This window comes from Mesorhizobium australicum (assembly GCF_900177325.1).
In the GTDB taxonomy this organism is placed as follows: Bacteria; Pseudomonadota; Alphaproteobacteria; order Rhizobiales; family Rhizobiaceae; genus Mesorhizobium_A; species Mesorhizobium_A australicum_A.
Genome location: NZ_FXBL01000004.1, coordinates 4,653,656 through 4,668,990, shown reverse-complemented (window position 1 = coordinate 4,668,990; position 15,335 = coordinate 4,653,656). Strand labels below are relative to the sequence as shown.

The window sequence follows — 15,335 nt, the reverse complement described above, 5'->3', positions numbered from 1 at the left end:
CATGGCGAACAAGATCGTGCCCGAGGCGCCGCGTGCACCGACAATCCTGCCGGTGCTGGTCATCGTGGCGCTGGGAATTGCGCTGCCCTTCGTCCTGACGAGCGGCTTCCATGTCAGGCTCGCCATGCTGGTCTGGATCTATGCGATCCTGTGCATGGGCTTCAATCTCCTCTACGGCTTCTCGGGGCAGATCTCGCTCGGCCAGCCGGCCTTCTACGCAATCGGCGCCTATGCCTTCGCGATGCTGCAGGTCATGGCCGGGTGGGGCCCGCTGATGGCGTTTGCGGGGTCGCTTGTGATCGTTGCCGTGCTGTCGCTGCTGATCGGCCTGCCTTTGCTTCGCCTGAGAACCCACTATCTCGCAATGGCGACGCTGGCCTTCATGCTGGTCCAGAACGGCGTCGCCAATCGGTGGATCGAGTTCACCGGCGGCCAGAGCGGCGTCGCGGTGCCGCCGCTGGAGTGGAACGGCGAGTCGATCAACCGCACCGGCATTTACTTCGTCGTCCTGGCCCTGGCCGCCACCGTGTTGCTGGTGCACGACTTCCTGATCCGTTCGCATCTCGGCCGCGCCATGCAGGCGATCCGCGACGACGAAACCGCGGCGCAGGCGCTGGGCGTGCGGGTCACCCGGACAAAGCTGCGCGTCCTCGTCCTTTCCGGCGTCATGGCCGCCATAGCCGGCATCTGCTTCGGCATCACGTCGCTGCGCGTCGACCCGAGCCTGTCCGAGTTCCATGTGCTGGTGTCGATGTTGACCATCGTCGTGGTCGGCGGCCTCGGCACCCGCTTCGGCCCGATCCTCGGCTCCGTCATCGTCGTCGTGCTGCCGCAACTGCTCACCCGCTTCGGCGAGCTGGAAACCGTGGTCTATGGCCTGTTCATTCTCATCTTCCTCGTCTTCCTGCCGCACGGCCTGTCGGGCCTGCTGGAGCGGCGCGACTGGTTCGGCGCGCGCAAGAGCGCGTCGGAGCTGGAGAAACGTCCGCAGGAGATCAAGGAGAGCGTGCGATGAACGCGAACGCCTCGCAACCGCTGCTGCGGCTCGATTGCGTCACGCGACGCTTCGGCGGCCTTATCGCGGTCAACGATGTCTCGTTCGAGATCCAGCCCGGTGAGGTCAAGGGCCTGATCGGGCCGAATGGCGCCGGCAAGTCCACCACCTTCGACCTCGTGACAGGCGTCCGTCGGCCGTCATCCGGAGAGATCTATTTCCGGGATCAGCGGGTGACCGAGCAGCCGGCGCACACGCGCAGCCCCATGGGCATGGCCCGCACGTTCCAGATCGTGCGCCTGTTCCAAGGGCTGTCGGTGCTCGAGAACGTACAGCTCGGCCTGCATCCGAGGTTTCCGGACGGCATGCTGCGATCCCTTCTGCACTATGGCCGGCTGAGGACACAGGAACGCGAGAGCCGGGAGAGGGCGATGGAACTGCTCTCCTTCGTCGGCCTCGCCGACCGTGCGGGGCACTCGATCGAGGAGCTGACGCTCGGCCAGCTGAGGCTGATCGACATCGCGCGAGCGCTCGCCGCCGATCCTGTCCTCCTGATGCTCGACGAGCCGGCGGCCGGGCTGAACGACGCCGAAACTCGCAATCTGGGAGAGATGCTCGCCTTGTTGCGTAAGCGCGGACTGTCGATGCTTCTGGTGGAGCACGATATCGATTTCATCATGCAGGCCTGCGACACCATCGTCGTGATGGATCACGGCACCAGGATCGCGGACGGCACGCCAGCGGAGATCAGCCGCAATCCCGAGGTCATCGCGGCCTATATCGGACGGAGGGCGACCGATGCTGCAGCTTGACCAGATCGTCGCCGGCTACAACAAGTCTGTCGCGCTCGACGGCGTGTCGATTTCGATCCCGGAGGGCAGGATCGTATCGGTCGTCGGCGCCAACGGCGCCGGCAAGTCCACCATCGTCAATACGATCTCGCGGCTGGTCACCACCTATGCGGGCTCGATCCGGTTCGAAGGGCAGGACATCACCGGCAGGAAGCCCGCCCAGGTGGTCGAACTCGGCATCGTGCAGGTGCCGGAGGGCCGGCGGCTTTTCGCGCCACTGACGGTCGAGGAGAACCTGCGGCTGGGCTTTCACCGCCTGGCGGGCAAGGCGGACTCGCAACGGCGCTATCAGGAGAGGCTCGACTATGTGCTCGAACTCTTCCCGATCATGCGGCAGCGGATTCACCAGCGCGCGGGAACCATGTCCGGCGGCGAGCAGCAGATGGTCGCCATCTCGCGCGCGCTGATGGCCGGGCCCAAGCTGCTGATGCTGGACGAGCCGTCGCTCGGCTTGGCGCCGATGATCGTTGACCAGATCTTCGAGATCCTGGCAAAGCTGCGCAAGGACGGCCTGACGATCCTGCTGGTGGAGCAGCATGCGGACGACGCGCTGCAGCTGGCCGACTACGGCTACATCATGGCCGTCGGCCGCGTCAGGGCCGAAGGGCCGGGCAATTCGCTGCGGGACAATCCGGCGCTGCACCAGAGCTATCTCGGAAAGGTCGCATGACGTCGACATCGCAGAAGGGGCAGCCGGGTGGAGACTGGTTCGAGGATGTCCAGCTCGGAGTGATGAAGCGCACGCCCTCGCGCACGGTCGGCGAGACGGACGTCAACCTGTTCGCTGGCCTGACCGGGGACCTGAGCGAACTCCACACCAGCGAGGCCTTCGCACGCCAGACCGAATTCGGTGGCCGCATCGCGCACGGAATGCTCAACCTGTCGCTCGCCCACGGGCTGGTGACCCGGACCGGCCATCTCGCCGGCACCGGTGTCGCGCTGCTCGGCTGGAACAACGTCAAGTTCCACGCGCCGGTGAAGCTCGGCGACACCGTGCGTGCGCGCTGGACCACGATCGACAAGCGCGAGAGCCGCAGCCGGCCGGATATGGGGATCGTCGTCGACCGGATCGAACTCCACAATCAGGATGGGCAGCTCATCCTGATGGGCGAGGTCGCGGAGCTGGTCCGCAAGCGGCCGGACTAAGCCAATCCACCGCACGGCGTGGGGCCGGCTGCGTCAAAAGACCTTGAATCGCATCCCGCCGTCGATATGCAGCGTCTGGCCGGTGGCATAGGACAGTTCTCCGCGCGCCAGCAATGCGACGGCGCGCCCGACTTCGCCGATGTCGCCCCACCGTGCCGCAGGCACGAAGCCCGAGGCGATCAGGGCGTCGTATCTCTCGCGGGTCGTGGCGGTCATGTCGGTCTTCATCATGCCCGGACGGACCTCGTAGCAGTCGATGCCCTCGCGATCGAGCCGCGCGGCCCAGTGCTGGACCGAATGGGAGAGGCCGGCCTTCGAGATGCAGTATTCGGCGAGCACGCGGCCGACATGATGATCGACCGCAACGGTGGTCACTGTCACGATGGTGCGCCGCCGACTGGATGAACGGCCGATCATGCGGCGGGCGACCGCCTGCGTCAGGAAGAACTGTGCCCTCAGATTGACTGCGACGCAACGGTCGAAGCTCTCCGGCGTCACGTCGAGGATATCGCCGCGCGACATGACCGACACGCCGGCATTGTTCACCAGACAATCCACGCCGCCGAAGGCCGCGAAAGCCGCCTCGACGAAGTTCTCCCTCGCATGGTCGTCGGTCAGGTCGTAGCCGATGGCCGTGGACCTGACCTCCACGGCGTCGAGCCGTTCCTTCAGAACGTCAAGCGGGGAGATGTCGCGGTCAGTCAGGACGATGTCAAATCCCGCCGCCCCGAGCGCCGATGCGATCGCGCCGCCTATGCCGCCCGCTGCGCCGGTGACCAGCGCCACGGGCCTGCGATCTGTGGCCATCATGCGACCTTCGAGTCGCGCTCCGGCCTCGTCCAGGCTGTCGCCGACAGCTTGCCGTCCTTGCACCATTCGAGCAGAACGTTCTTCTGGATCTTGCCCGTCGCGGTGAGCGGATACTCCTTCACGAAAATCCAGTGCTCCGGCGTCTTCTGCGGCGACAGGTTCTGCCGACAGTAGGCCCACAGCGTCTCCGGCCGGGGAGGATTGTCCTGGCTCTTCGGCAGGATGACCGCCGCGACCGTCTCACCCCAGGTTTCGTCAGGCAACCCGACGACCGCGACCTGTGCGATGTCCGGATGTTCGAACAGGACGCTTTCGATCTCCGACGGATAGAGGTTCATGCCGCCACGGATGATCATCTCCTTCAGGCGGCCGGTGATGCGGAAGTAGCCGTTCTCGTCCATCGTGCCGAGGTCGCCGGTGCGCAGCCAGCCGTCGTCCGTCAGCGTCGCCCGTGTCGCTTCCGGCTGGCCGTAATACTCCTTCATCGTATTGAAGCCGCGGACCCAGTATTCGCCCACCTGGTTGACCGGAAGGGTTTCCAGCGTGCCGATGTCGACCACCTTGACCTCGACATGCGGGATCGGGCGGCCGATCGTTTGCGACTGGAGCTCGTCGCTGTCTGTCGTGAAGGTCTCGAGAAACGGACCGTTCGATTCCGTCTGGCCATACATGATGGCGAACTCGACGTTGAATTCCTTCTTGGCGCGCTTCACCAGCGCTTCGGGTACTGCCGCCGCGCCCGACAGGATCGAGTTGAACGACGAGAGATCCCGGGTCTTGGCGTCCGGATGGTTGAGCAGGGCCAGGATCATCGTTGGCACGATGAGCGAGCAATTGACCTTTTCGGCCTCGATCAGTTCGAGGAACAGCGCAGGATCGAAATTGCGCATCAGGACGAACGTGCCTTGCCGGGAGAAGACCCCGATCTCGGACACGACCGCGCCGCCGATGTGGAACATCGGCATCGAGTTCAGCCAGACGCCGCCGATCGGGAATGCCGCCCGCTCGACAATGAAGTGGGCCGCGTTGATGACGCCGCGGTGATGCAGGCAGGCCCCCTTCGGGAAGCCGGTAGTGCCCGACGTGTACTGGATCTGCATCACATCGCCGGGATCCTGCTTCGGCAGCTCCTGCGCAGGATCGCCTTCCGCCTGCAACGCCGCCAGGTCGGCGACATTGATGGCATGGCGGACATGGCTGAGCTGTGCCTGGACCTCCTTCACAACCGCGACGAGGTCCTTCCCGCGCGACTCGTCTGCATGGACGATGCCGGCAGCCCCGGCATTGCCGAGGATGAACGCCACCTCGCGCGCCGTGTAGGCTGGATTGATCGGCACGATGATCAGGCCCGCAAAGCTCATGCCGTGCTGAAAGATCGCCCATTCAGGCGTTTCCGGAGCCAGCAGTCCGACGCGCTCGCCGGGCTTGAAGTGCTTGAGCAGGCCGCGAGCGCAGGCCAGCGCCTCGTCCACGAACTGCCTGTATGTCCATCGCCGGCGCCTGGCGGGATCGGCGGCGCCTTCGATCAGGGCGAGCCTGTCCGGCACCTCGGCGGCATTCCTCAGCATCAGGTCGCCGAGGGTGCCGTCGATCAACGGCCCGGAATCGTATTTTGGAAAGTAGCTCTCGACGAATTTGATCTGCGCGGTCATCTGTTCCTCCTTCAGATGGCTTGGGCTCCTCCTGCCCTGGCATGCGCGGTCCGTGGCGGTGTGCTACCGCCGTTTGAGGACCTCTGGCTGGACGGCCCGATGGAAACCGTTGAATTCAGGTATGTTTGTTGCCTCGTATTTCTGCGTCCAGGTCTGGCGCAGGTTCGGCGCGCCGCCGTCGACGCGTATGCAGGAGCCCGTGATGTAGGCGGCGGCAGGCGACAGCAGGTAGACGATCGCCGCCGAGATCTCGGATTCGGTGCCGTAGCGCGGCAACGGCACCTTGGTCGCGTATTCGCGCAGGCGAGGGCCGATCTCCTCGGGATAGGTGTCGAAGCCGCTGGATGCGATGCCGCCCGGCGCCACCGTATTCACACGCACGCCCGAATGCGCCCACTCGCAGGCCGCTGTCTCGCTGAGCGTCAGCATCCCGCCGCGCGAGGCGCCCGAATGACCCATCTCCGGCCAGCCGTTCCAGATGTCGGCGATGATGTTGACGATCGCGCCGCCGTTCGCCTCCATCCAGCGGAGATAGGCCTCGCGCATGAAGATGAAGCCGCCGGTGAGGTTGTTGCGCACCACAGCCTCGAAGCCCTTGGTCGAGATCGTCTTCAGTTCGGTGCGGTACTGGCCGCCCGCATTGTTTACGAGGCCGTGGATCGCGCCGAACGTCTCGACCGTGCGGTCGATCACCGAGATCACCTGGGCTTCGTCGCGGATGTCGCAGGTCATGGCAGTGACCTTGCCGCCGTCCTCGGCGATCTCCCGGGTGACGGTGTCGAGCTTCTCGGGATTGCGCCCGACGATCACGACATTGGCACCGAGATGCGCGAGCTCGTGCGCGGTGCATCGACCGATGCCGGAGCCGCCGCCGGTAACGATGATCGTCTGGTCCTTGAAGAGGTCCGGTGCGAAGACTGAATTGTATCCCATCGTCGCCCCCTCAAGCCGCCGAGATGCCGCCGTTCAGGCTGATCACCTGACCGCTCAGCTTCGCCGCCGCAGGACTGGCAAGGAAGGTGATCAGGTCCGCCATGTCCTCGGCGTTGACGACGCCGAGCCGGGCCATCTCTTTCGCCTTGGCGAACAGCTTGCCGGAGAACTCGCCGCCCATCACTGTGTCGTGAGTCAAGGTGCCTTCGATGATCGACGGCGTGACGCAGTTGACCCGGATTTTGGATCGCTTGGCTTCCATCGCAAGCGCGCGGCTGAACATGATGATCGCCGCCATCATCGCCCCGATCAGCGCCTCGCCCGGGGTCGTGACCTTGCCGGCGTCGGAGGCGATGTTGATGATCACGCCCCGTTCGCGCTCCCTCATGCCATCCATGACGGCGCGCGACAAAAGAAAATGCGTCATCACCTGGGTGAGCACCATGCTCTCGATGTCGTTGATGTCGATCTTGTGGAACAGAACCGGGTAGGGGTGGGCGCTCACTGTGGTGTTTATCAGCACGTCGACACCGCCCATCGCCTCCTCGGCCTTGCGGGCGAGCTCGACGGCCTGTTCGGTCTTGCAACTGTCCGCGGCGATGAAGTGGACCTTGCAGTCCGGGAAGGCCCGAGCGATCGCGTCGCGCGCCTTCTCGCCGCGCTCGCGGGTCCGGCCGTTTATGGTCACGTGGCGTGCGCCAAGGGCCGCGAAACGCCTGGCCGTCGCAAGGCCCACTCCAGCGGTTCCTCCGGAAATCAGAACGCGTGCTTCACTCAAAGGAAACGCGGCGCCGGTGGGCGTGTTCGACATCAGACGATATCCTCCCTAATTTCGCCCGATATTAGTAATCTTTATTACGATATACAAGCATATTAAGTCGACCGGGGCGCCTTTATGCGGCGCGCCGCTTCGCCTCCATCGCCTCCACCATCGCCTCGAGCCGGACGTTGAGAAGCTCGTCCTTGTAGAAGCTCTCGTCGGCGACATCGCCTTCGAAGAACATCGCCTGGCGGCCGTATTTCTTGGCCGATCCGGCGATGAGGAACTGGGCGTTGGTCATGCCGCGGCAGGTCCGCGATGCATGGCAGACGACGCCGTCCAGCTCGAACTTGTCGCAGAGCTTTTCGATCTCGCCGATCATGATCGGGGCGCCGTGATTGTTCGGGCAGACGAGGTAATTCTGGGCCATGCCCAGCACCGGATCCTTCAGGTCGATCAGCTGCGGCTCCTGCCAGAAGGACATATGCGTGTAGCGACCGGCGACCACGCAGGCATTGACCTGCGCGAACTTGTCGGCCAGCCAGCCGACCTTGTTCCAGTTCATCATCCCGTCGAAGAACAGGCGGTAGCGCTCGTCCTTCACCGCGCCCTCGCCGTTTGCCGCGCGCTCCTGGATCTCGTCCTTTACGCCTTGGAAGTAGTCGACGATGTTCTGGTCACCGGGCAGGAAGCTCATCGGCGCGATCGAGACGATCCAGTCGAAGAAGCTGGCGGGCGAGGGACGGGCGGTGCACAGTTCCATGCCTTCGAGACGCAGCTCGGCCGCTCGCTTGATGTAGCCCATCGTCTCCGAAAGCCGGTCGAAGTCGAACCTGCGGCCGGTGTTGGCCTCGAGGAACTTGGTCAGCTCGATGAGCTGGTCGGCCACGTAGCGCGAGCGCTGATCCCATTCCTCGCCGCGCAAGTATCCTGCATCCTGGCGTCCGCCCCACAGCAGCGGGATCTGGATCGTGAACATCGGCACCTTCTTGCCGAAGACGCGGTAGGTGATGTCGTCCCACTGCTGTCCGGAGGAGCAATAGGGATAGGCGTTGACGATCATGTCCGGCGGAGGAAGCTTCATCATCGCCTCGATGCGGGGATCATCGAGGCTGAGGCCGTCTTCGCCCGCCTTCGCCTTGTCCATCTCGATGAGCATCTGGCCGATATGGGTACGGGCATAGGAGCACAGCTCGCGATCGTAGCCGCGCTGCTCGCCCCGCGCCTGCGCGCCGATCTCGCGATGGCGCGCCGCCAGCATCGCCGACCAGGCCTCGCCATGCACCCAGACAAGGTCGTGCGAGTGGAAGAAGGGCGGGATGTAGGTGCCGTTGTACCAGACCACCTTCTTGCCCTGCTCCTTCGCGGCGAACACGCCGCTCCAGTAGTCGTTGACCAGCTTGCTGCCGAAACGCGTGCTCTTCAGCTTGTTGGCCCGTTCGCCATTTCCGAAGACAGGCTTGGACGTCGGCATTGCGACGATGTTCTCCATAATGCTTCTCCTCTCAGGCGGCCTCAGTGGCGCGGCGCTTGGCGATTTCGACGAATGTCTCGACCCGGGTTTTGAGAGCCTCGATCGGCATCTCCTCGTGCTCGGTCTCGATCAGCAGATGCGGAATGCCCCGGCTTTCGAAGGCTTCCTTGATCTCGGGATAGAAATACATGTGCGGTTCGCAGAACTTGACCATCAGGATGACCAATCCCCGCGCGCCCGACCGCTGCACGTCCGACAGGAGATAATCTTCCCAATCGACCCCCTGCATGGTGCGCGTCGGGCAGGGAACGCGCTGGTTCTTCTCCAGATACCAGTGCGCCATCGCCTCGACCGGCTGCCTCGCTTCGTCCATGTCCGCGTGGATGAAGCGCCAGCCGACGAACAGGTCGTCGTTGACGATGCGCGCGCCGCATTCCTCGATCATGTCGATGATCTCCGGCTTCGGTGCGTGACACATGTGGCCGGACAGGTAGAGCGGGATTTCGGCGGAGCCGGCAGCGACGCGCGGAATCTCCCGCAGCAGCCGGTCCATCAACGCGACGTGGTCCGCCTTGTCCATGACCATGGACGACTTCACCACGAGCTGCATGTCTCGTCCCGAGATCGCGATGCGGCCTTGACGCCGCAACTCGTAGAGCTCGCGCATCTGCGTCCGGTTGCGGTTGAACAGGGCGATCGACGCGCTTGCTGCCTCCGGTGCGATGGCGCGGCCAGTCAGGCTCTCCAACTCCTTCCAGAGCTGGGTGAAGGTTCCGATTGTCTCGCGCTCGGCCCAGTTGGCGTCCAGCGTCGTGCAGAGCTGGTTGAAGAGGATAGGCAGTTCCGGACGCTCCGCCCGGATCGTGTCGGCTGTGCCGAGGAGCTGGACGCAGTGGTCGCCGAACATGATCGCGTCGAGGCAATCAAAGCTGCCGCGCATGGTCTGGTCGATCAGCGATCGGTTGAAGCCGCAGTAGAAGTTGAAGACGCCCGCCTGGCCGACGGTGATCGGCTCGGCATCGTCCTGGATCACGAGCGGAAGACAGCCGGCAGCATGCGCCAGTTCGCCGGGGAAATGCATCGGCAGTAGACCGATCACCTGACGGCCGGTGCGCTCCTTCCATGCAGCGGCATAGTCCATGGGGGACTGCGCTGCATATCTCATCAGGTTGAGAATCTGGTCCACGCGTGCCTCTCGTCCAATTTATGTCCGCTAGCGTACTAAGTTTTCATCACTTAGTCAATATGAACGGCATAGCCATGTTTTTGTTTCGTTTATTCGCAAACTGGCTTTCCAAAGATGAGTCTTACTCACCAATTTTCTTTGCAGATCAGGTTCTTGCGACGGGTTGTAGCGCGCCAGCCTTGATGGATGCGACCAGCCTGAACTTCTGCAGTTTGCCGGTCTCGGTCATCGGCAGCTCGGGAACGACGAACCATAGGCGCGGTGCCTTGTAGTGCGCGAGTTCCGTCCGGCATCGCGTGAAGAGCCGCGACACGTCCGGCTGGCAGGCCGGGTCTCGCGGCACAAGCACTGCGCCGACCTGCTCGCCCCAGTGCGGATCGGGGACGCCCACGACCGCCGCATTGGCAAGGCCGGCGTCTTCGAGGAGCAGCAGCTCGATCTCGCGCGGATAGATGTTCTCGCCGCCGCGGATGATCATGTCCTTGATCCGGCCGGTGATCTTCAGGAAGCCGCGCTCGTCCATCGAGCCGAGGTCGCCGGACCGCAGCCAGCCGTCGGGCTGGATGGTGCGCGCGGTTTCCTCCGGCATGTCGAAATAGCCGATCATGTTCTGGTAGCCGCGGGTCTGGATTTCGCCTTGCTCGCCGAGCGCGACGGTTTCGCCGGTCGAAGGGTCCGCGATCCGCACCTCCATGTGCGGCAGCGGTTGGCCGATCGTGCCGGAGATGTCGTCGTCGTTGTCGTCGGGATGGGTGCCGGTAATGCTGCCTTGCATCTCGGTCTGACCGTAGATGTTCGAAATCGTCGCGCCGAGCGCTTCCTTCGTGGCGCGGATCAGGCGGGCCTCGACCACCGAGGCGCCCGAGGTCAGGTTGCGCAGCGTGGAAAGATCGTAGGCACCCCGTTCCGGATGGGCGAGCAACTGCTCGATCATGGTCGGGACCAGCAGAGAGAAAGTGCCGGCGTGGCGCTCAACCTGCGCCATGTAGTTCTCGGCGTCCCATTCCGGCATGAGCACATGCGTCGCCCTGAGCATGACGGAGCCGATGCCGGCGTGACCTAAGGAGCCAATATGGAACATCGGCATCGGATTGACGAACACTCCGCCCTCCTTCAGCCCGCCGCGGCGCTGGGTGAAGTTGGTCATGTTGGCGACGCCGCTGTGGTTGAAGATCACGCCCTTTTGCGCCCCGGTCGTCCCGGAGGTGAACATGATCACCGCCGGATCGCCGGGACGGACCGGCGGCAGTGGCATTGCGGGATCGCTTTCATCGAGCAGCGCCTCGAAGTCGCCGATACGGATGACATGGCGCAGGGCCGGCAGCGACGGCCGGATCTCCGCAATGGCTGCCTCCATGTCGAAGTTGCGATAGGACGGGGCGGTGAACACGCCGGCCGCGCGGGACTTGGCGAGCACATATTCGAGCTCGCGGCGTTTGTAAGCCGGGTTCACCGTGACGAGCGTGATCCCCGCGAGAGCGCATCCGTAGAGTGCCGGAATCCATTCCGGCACGTTCGGCGCCCAGAAGGCGACGCGCTCTCCCGGCTCGAAGCGCGTGAGCAGCGCCCTTGCGGTGCGCAACGATCGATCGAGCAGTTCCGAATAGGCCCAGGAGCGGCCGCCGTCGCGGCCTCCTTCCACGAGTGCCACGCGATCCGGGCTCGCACCTGCCGCCTGTCGCAACGCCTCGCCGAGCGTCACCTGCTTCAGCTCCGGCTCGGTGAAGGCAGGCCAGTACGATGTGCTCAGCCGTCTGGCGCGATAGTCCGCGGGGCAGTGTGGCGCCACGATGCAACCTCCCATGATCGGTACGCGTGCGTATCATATGCTATATGAGTCAAACTCACCTGGGCAAGGCCTGTTGTGCTGCGACATTTAATTCGCTAGCATTCTGTTCGCTTGCGAACACATTGCCGGTGGGAGGTTCATGCGGTGGATTTCGCGCTGACGGGCGAGCAGCGTTTGCTCCAGGAGACGCTTCGGGACTTCGCCGAGGCGGAGCTCAGGCCGCATTACGCGCGCTGGGACCGCAACCGCGAGTTCCCGGCCGAGGTCTGGCCCCGGCTCGGCGCCGTCGGCGCGTTCGGACTGCGTGTGCCGGGGGCCCTCGGAGGGGCCGACCTCAACTATCTGGAGGCGGGCCTGGCGATCGAGCAGATCGCCCGGGGCGACTTCAATGTCTGCTACGGCATGCTCAATTCCTGCTTTGCCGGCGACATCCTCAGCCGTTTCGCCACCCAGCAGCTTTGCGAGACCTGGCTGACACCGATGGCTGCCGGCGAGAAGATCATCAGCGTGATGCTGACCGAGCCGCATTGCGGCTCCGACGCGGCCTCGATCCGGACGAGGGCGGTCCGTGACGGCGACCACTACGTCATCAACGGCGAGAAATCCGCGATCACCCTGCTGATGGTCGCGGACGCCGGCATTCTCTTCGCCAAGACGGCGCCGGAGAAGAAGGCGGCCGGCGTCTCGGCCTTCCTCCTGCCGCTCGACACGCCGGGGCTGTCGCGCACGCCCTATGAGGACATGGGTGCAAAGGGCATCGTCCGCGGCTCGCTGTTCCTCGACAATGTCCGCGTGCCCGCCGCCAACATGATCGGCCCGGAGAATGCGGGTTTCACGCAGGTCATGCAGACGTTCGACTACACACGCGCGCTGATCGGGCTGATGTGCCTCGGCGCAGCGGAGCAGACGCTGGAGGAGACGATCTCCTACGTGAAGGAGAGGCAGGCATTCGGCCAGCCAGTCTCGAAGAACCAGGGCGTATCCTTCCCGCTGGCGGAGGCGAAGTCACGGCTCGAGATGCTGCGCTGGCTCTGCTACCGGACACTGTGGCTGCGCGACCAGGGCCTGCCGCACACCGCCGAGGCGGCCATGTGCAAGGCCGAAGGGCCGACCATCTGCGCCGACGTCATCCGCGCGTGCCTCGTGCTGCACGGCCACTACGGCTACACGCAGGATTTCCCCGTCGAGCAGCGATACCGCGATGTGCTCGGCCAGATCATCGCCGACGGCACGCCGCAGATCATGAAGCTCATCATCGCCCGCCATGTGCTCGGGCGCGAATTCGCATAGCGCTTCCTCCAACGACGCCAGCAGGGACCCACGTGAACATCTACGACCTGAAGACCAAGCGCGCCCTGGTGACCGGCGGAGGCTCGGGCATCGGCTTCGCCACGGCGCAACTCTATCTGCAGTCGGGCGCGTCGGTGGAGCTCTGGGGCCGCGACCAGTCCAAGCTGGAAAAGGCGCGCAGCGAACTCGAGCCGCTCGGCGAGGTCCACATTGCCTCGGTCGACGTTGCCGACGGGCGTAAGGTGGCGGCTGCCGCCGAGGCACTGCTGTCGCGATGGGGCGGGCTCGACATCCTGTTCAACTGCGCCGGACATTCGACCCGCGTCGCGCTGCTCGCGGAACTGTCCGACGAGGATTGGCGCCAGGCCATTGGCATCAATCTCGACAGCGCCTTCTACACCTGCCGCGCCTTCGTGCCGGGCATGGTCGCGCAGGGGTGGGGACGCATCGTCAACACGACGAGCCAGGCCGGAAAGGACGGAAATCCGCTCATGGCGGGTTACGTTTCGGCCAAGGCCGGCATCATCGGCCTGACCAAGTCGCTCGGCAAGGAACTGGCCAAGACCGGCGTCCTCGTCAACGCCATCTGCCCGACGGTCTTCGACACGCCGCTCGTGGCGGACACGGTTGAGCGTGCGCCCGACGCCATGGCGGCCGCCGTCGCCAAGATCCCCATGGAGCGGATGGGACGGCCGGAAGAGGCGGCCGAACTCGTCGCATGGCTTTCATCCGATGCGTGCAGTTTCAACACGGGCGTGACGTTCGACCTTTCGGGCGGCCGGGCCGTCTACTGATGCCGGGAACGCCGGCGGTGACCTCGACAATGACAGGCATCGAATGGACGAGATGGTTGTAGACGGCGCGCTGAACTTCCGCTCGGTGGCGGCCTATCCGGCCAGCGGCGGCCGGGTGAAGGCGCGAACCATTTATCGCGGCGGCGCCTTCGAAGGCCTCGGCGAGGCCGGCGCAGAGGCGATGCGGCGCCTGAAGGTCCGCACCGCCTTCGACCTGCGCAGTGAAGCCGAGAAGGCGCGGAGCCCGTCGCCGCTTCTGTCCATTGCCGATTTTATGGTCGTGAGCGAGCCGCATATGATCCGGCATGGCGACCTCTATGCCGTGCTCGCGAACCCCGGCTCGTCGGCGCAGGCCTGTGCCGACGTCATGAAGAGTATCTATGCGACCCTGCCTGCCGACTTTGCCGCGATCTACCGCCGCTACTTCCGCACGCTCGCCGAAACGGAAACGCCCGTCGTCGTCCATTGCGCTGCCGGCAAGGATCGCACCGGCGTGGTGGTCGCGATGCTGCTGGACCTGCTCGGCGTCAACCGCGACGACATCATGGAAGACTATCTCAAGACCAACGCCGCGCGCGATGCCCTCTATCGGCGGTTGATCATGCACAGCCATGGCGTCGATTATGGCGCAGTGGCCGATCACCTGATCGAGCCGATGATCACCGCGAACGCAGCCTATCTCGATGCGATGTTCGCAACGGTCTCGCGCGACTTCGGCGACATGGCCACCTATGCCGAGCGCGCCCTGCAATTGTCGCGCGGCGACATCGAGACGCTCGGCAGCCGCTTCATCGAATAAAACAAGACGACTCAGGCGCCTTCGGGAAAGTCGGTCGAGGCCGAGAGCGTGTGCCAGGCATCCATAGCGGATGTCTGCGCGGCATTGCGCTCGCCGATCGTGCGCAGGGCGTCGCGGCCTGCGACCAACCAGACCGGCGATTCAGGCGACCGTGCTAGCTCGACCATTGCGCGACCGAAGGCAGCGGGATCGCCGGCCTGGCGATGATTGCGCGAGGACCGCCGCTCGGTGGCCGTGGCGGTCGTCCTCGCGTAATCTTCAAGAGACAGGTCCGCCAGCCGCATCGAGCTGCGGTCGAGAAAGTCGGTGCGGAAATAGCCCGGATAGACCGCGGTTACCTTGATGCCGAAGCGAGCCAGTTCATGGCTGAGCGATTCCGACCAGCCGGACACAGCGAACTTCGTCGCCGCGTAGATCGAGCCGCCGTCGACGCCGACCGCGCCGACCATGGACGAGATGGTGATGACATGGCCGGCCCGCTGCGCCCGCATCAGCGGCAGGATCGCCCTCGTCACGGCGAAGACGCCGAAGACGTTGGTGGCAAACTGCCGCTCTACCGCTTCAGGTGAGATCTCCTCGAATGCGCCGAGCTGGCCGTAGCCGGCATTGTTGACCAGCACGTCGATGCGTCCGAAACGCTCGACCGAGTCTCGAACGGCGGCGTCGATGCTGGACTGATCCGTCACATCCAGCCGAGCCGACAGCAGCCTGTCGCCGTCTGGACCAAGTGCTTCGCTGACGACAGCCCTGTCACGGCCTGTCGCGATGACGCGATCGCCTGCCTCTAGCGCAGCCAGAGCCGTCGCCTGCCCGAGGCCGCGGGTCGCGCCGGTGATGAACCATGTCTTCATGCGGCC

15 protein-coding genes are annotated in these 15,335 nt (G+C 64.6%); 7 read left to right on the top strand and 8 right to left on the bottom strand.

The genetic code is table 11. From position 1 onward, the window contains the following. Position 1: 1 nt before the first annotated feature. From B9Z03_RS25400 to B9Z03_RS25385, 4 genes are read left to right on the top strand one after another with little or no spacing between them, the layout of a single operon-like run. On the top strand, positions 2-1,015 hold the full coding sequence (locus B9Z03_RS25400; RefSeq protein WP_085466790.1) for a branched-chain amino acid ABC transporter permease: 1,014 nt from the start codon (positions 2-4) through the stop codon (positions 1,013-1,015). Continuing rightward, on the top strand, positions 1,012-1,806 hold the full coding sequence (locus B9Z03_RS25395) for an ABC transporter ATP-binding protein (RefSeq protein WP_085466789.1): 795 nt from the start codon (positions 1,012-1,014) through the stop codon (positions 1,804-1,806). Before B9Z03_RS25400 ends, B9Z03_RS25395 begins: the two co-directional genes overlap by 4 nt. Next, positions 1,793-2,515, top strand: coding sequence for an ABC transporter ATP-binding protein (locus B9Z03_RS25390; protein ID WP_085466788.1), 723 nt, complete (start codon positions 1,793-1,795; stop codon positions 2,513-2,515). The genes B9Z03_RS25395 and B9Z03_RS25390 overlap by 14 nt, the downstream gene beginning before the upstream one ends. After that, positions 2,512-2,991 carry a MaoC family dehydratase gene (locus B9Z03_RS25385; protein ID WP_085466787.1) on the top strand — a complete coding sequence of 160 codons (480 nt, stop codon included), beginning with the start codon at positions 2,512-2,514 and terminating at the stop codon, positions 2,989-2,991. Before B9Z03_RS25390 ends, B9Z03_RS25385 begins: the two co-directional genes overlap by 4 nt. 33 nt (positions 2,992-3,024) lie before the next feature. On the opposite strand, the gene B9Z03_RS25380 is transcribed toward B9Z03_RS25385, so the two are convergent. The 7 genes from B9Z03_RS25380 to B9Z03_RS25350 all read right to left on the bottom strand — a co-directional run bounded on the left by B9Z03_RS25380 (position 3,025) and on the right by B9Z03_RS25350 (position 11,595). Then, the gene (locus B9Z03_RS25380) at positions 3,025-3,801 is read right to left on the bottom strand and encodes a 3-ketoacyl-ACP reductase (protein WP_244561843.1); all 777 of its coding nucleotides are present in this window, start codon (positions 3,799-3,801) and stop codon (positions 3,025-3,027) included. Further along, on the bottom strand, positions 3,798-5,453 hold the full coding sequence (locus tag B9Z03_RS25375; protein WP_085466786.1) for a class I adenylate-forming enzyme family protein: 1,656 nt from the start codon (positions 5,451-5,453) through the stop codon (positions 3,798-3,800). The genes B9Z03_RS25380 and B9Z03_RS25375 overlap by 4 nt, the downstream gene beginning before the upstream one ends. A 63-nt stretch (positions 5,454-5,516) precedes the next feature. Continuing rightward, complete coding sequence (locus tag B9Z03_RS25370) at positions 5,517-6,386, bottom strand: SDR family oxidoreductase (protein WP_085466785.1); 870 nt, start codon at positions 6,384-6,386, stop codon at positions 5,517-5,519. A 10-nt stretch (positions 6,387-6,396) separates the two neighbouring features. Then, positions 6,397-7,197, bottom strand: coding sequence for an SDR family NAD(P)-dependent oxidoreductase (locus B9Z03_RS25365; RefSeq protein WP_085466784.1), 801 nt, complete (start codon positions 7,195-7,197; stop codon positions 6,397-6,399). Between the two features lie 82 nt (positions 7,198-7,279). Next, on the bottom strand, positions 7,280-8,638 hold the full coding sequence (locus B9Z03_RS25360; RefSeq protein ID WP_085466783.1) for a 2-hydroxyacyl-CoA dehydratase subunit D: 1,359 nt from the start codon (positions 8,636-8,638) through the stop codon (positions 7,280-7,282). A gap of 13 nt (positions 8,639-8,651) precedes the next feature. Then, positions 8,652-9,806, bottom strand: a complete 1,155-nt coding sequence (locus tag B9Z03_RS25355) for a 2-hydroxyacyl-CoA dehydratase subunit D (RefSeq protein ID WP_085466782.1) — start codon at positions 9,804-9,806, stop codon at positions 8,652-8,654. A gap of 145 nt (positions 9,807-9,951) precedes the next feature. Further along, complete coding sequence (locus tag B9Z03_RS25350; RefSeq protein WP_176247638.1) at positions 9,952-11,595, bottom strand: class I adenylate-forming enzyme family protein; 1,644 nt, start codon at positions 11,593-11,595, stop codon at positions 9,952-9,954. 144 nt (positions 11,596-11,739) lie between these two features. On the opposite strand from B9Z03_RS25350, the gene B9Z03_RS25345 reads away from it, so the two are divergent. Genes B9Z03_RS25345 through B9Z03_RS25335 form a run of 3 tightly spaced genes read left to right on the top strand, consistent with a single transcriptional unit; the run spans position 11,740 to position 14,478 of the window. Next, positions 11,740-12,885 (top strand): acyl-CoA dehydrogenase family protein, encoded by a 1,146-nt coding sequence (locus tag B9Z03_RS25345; protein WP_085466780.1) that lies wholly within the window; start codon positions 11,740-11,742, stop codon positions 12,883-12,885. A 32-nt stretch (positions 12,886-12,917) separates the two neighbouring features. Next, positions 12,918-13,679: an SDR family NAD(P)-dependent oxidoreductase gene (locus B9Z03_RS25340; RefSeq protein WP_085466779.1), complete on the top strand. Its 762-nt coding sequence runs from the start codon at positions 12,918-12,920 to the stop codon at positions 13,677-13,679. A gap of 43 nt (positions 13,680-13,722) precedes the next feature. Beyond that, positions 13,723-14,478 (top strand): tyrosine-protein phosphatase, encoded by a 756-nt coding sequence (locus B9Z03_RS25335; protein WP_085466778.1) that lies wholly within the window; start codon positions 13,723-13,725, stop codon positions 14,476-14,478. 11 nt (positions 14,479-14,489) lie between these two features. Here B9Z03_RS25335 and B9Z03_RS25330 read toward each other — a convergent pair whose 3' ends face one another. Next, entirely contained in the window at positions 14,490-15,329 is an 840-nt protein-coding gene (locus B9Z03_RS25330; RefSeq protein ID WP_085466777.1) for an oxidoreductase, read from the bottom strand. Between the last annotated feature and the right edge of the window lie 6 nt (positions 15,330-15,335).

Excerpts from the sequence above, each read along its gene's own strand:
- B9Z03_RS25365 (WP_085466784.1), bottom strand. The coding sequence starts at position 7,197 with ATGTCGAACACGCCCACCGGCGCCGCGTTTCCTTTGAGTGAAGCACGC.
- B9Z03_RS25400 (WP_085466790.1), top strand. The coding sequence starts at position 2 with ATGGCGAACAAGATCGTGCCCGAGGCGCCGCGTGCACCGACAATCCTG.
- B9Z03_RS25395 (WP_085466789.1), top strand. The coding sequence starts at position 1,012 with ATGAACGCGAACGCCTCGCAACCGCTGCTGCGGCTCGATTGCGTCACG.
- B9Z03_RS25380 (WP_244561843.1), bottom strand. The coding sequence starts at position 3,801 with ATGATGGCCACAGATCGCAGGCCCGTGGCGCTGGTCACCGGCGCAGCG.
- B9Z03_RS25330 (WP_085466777.1), bottom strand. The coding sequence starts at position 15,329 with ATGAAGACATGGTTCATCACCGGCGCGACCCGCGGCCTCGGGCAGGCG.
- B9Z03_RS25390 (WP_085466788.1), top strand. The coding sequence starts at position 1,793 with ATGCTGCAGCTTGACCAGATCGTCGCCGGCTACAACAAGTCTGTCGCG.
- B9Z03_RS25370 (WP_085466785.1), bottom strand. The coding sequence starts at position 6,386 with ATGGGATACAATTCAGTCTTCGCACCGGACCTCTTCAAGGACCAGACG.
- B9Z03_RS25360 (WP_085466783.1), bottom strand. The coding sequence starts at position 8,638 with ATGGAGAACATCGTCGCAATGCCGACGTCCAAGCCTGTCTTCGGAAAT.
- B9Z03_RS25385 (WP_085466787.1), top strand. The coding sequence starts at position 2,512 with ATGACGTCGACATCGCAGAAGGGGCAGCCGGGTGGAGACTGGTTCGAG.
- B9Z03_RS25375 (WP_085466786.1), bottom strand. The coding sequence starts at position 5,453 with ATGACCGCGCAGATCAAATTCGTCGAGAGCTACTTTCCAAAATACGAT.
- B9Z03_RS25335 (WP_085466778.1), top strand. The coding sequence starts at position 13,723 with ATGGACGAGATGGTTGTAGACGGCGCGCTGAACTTCCGCTCGGTGGCG.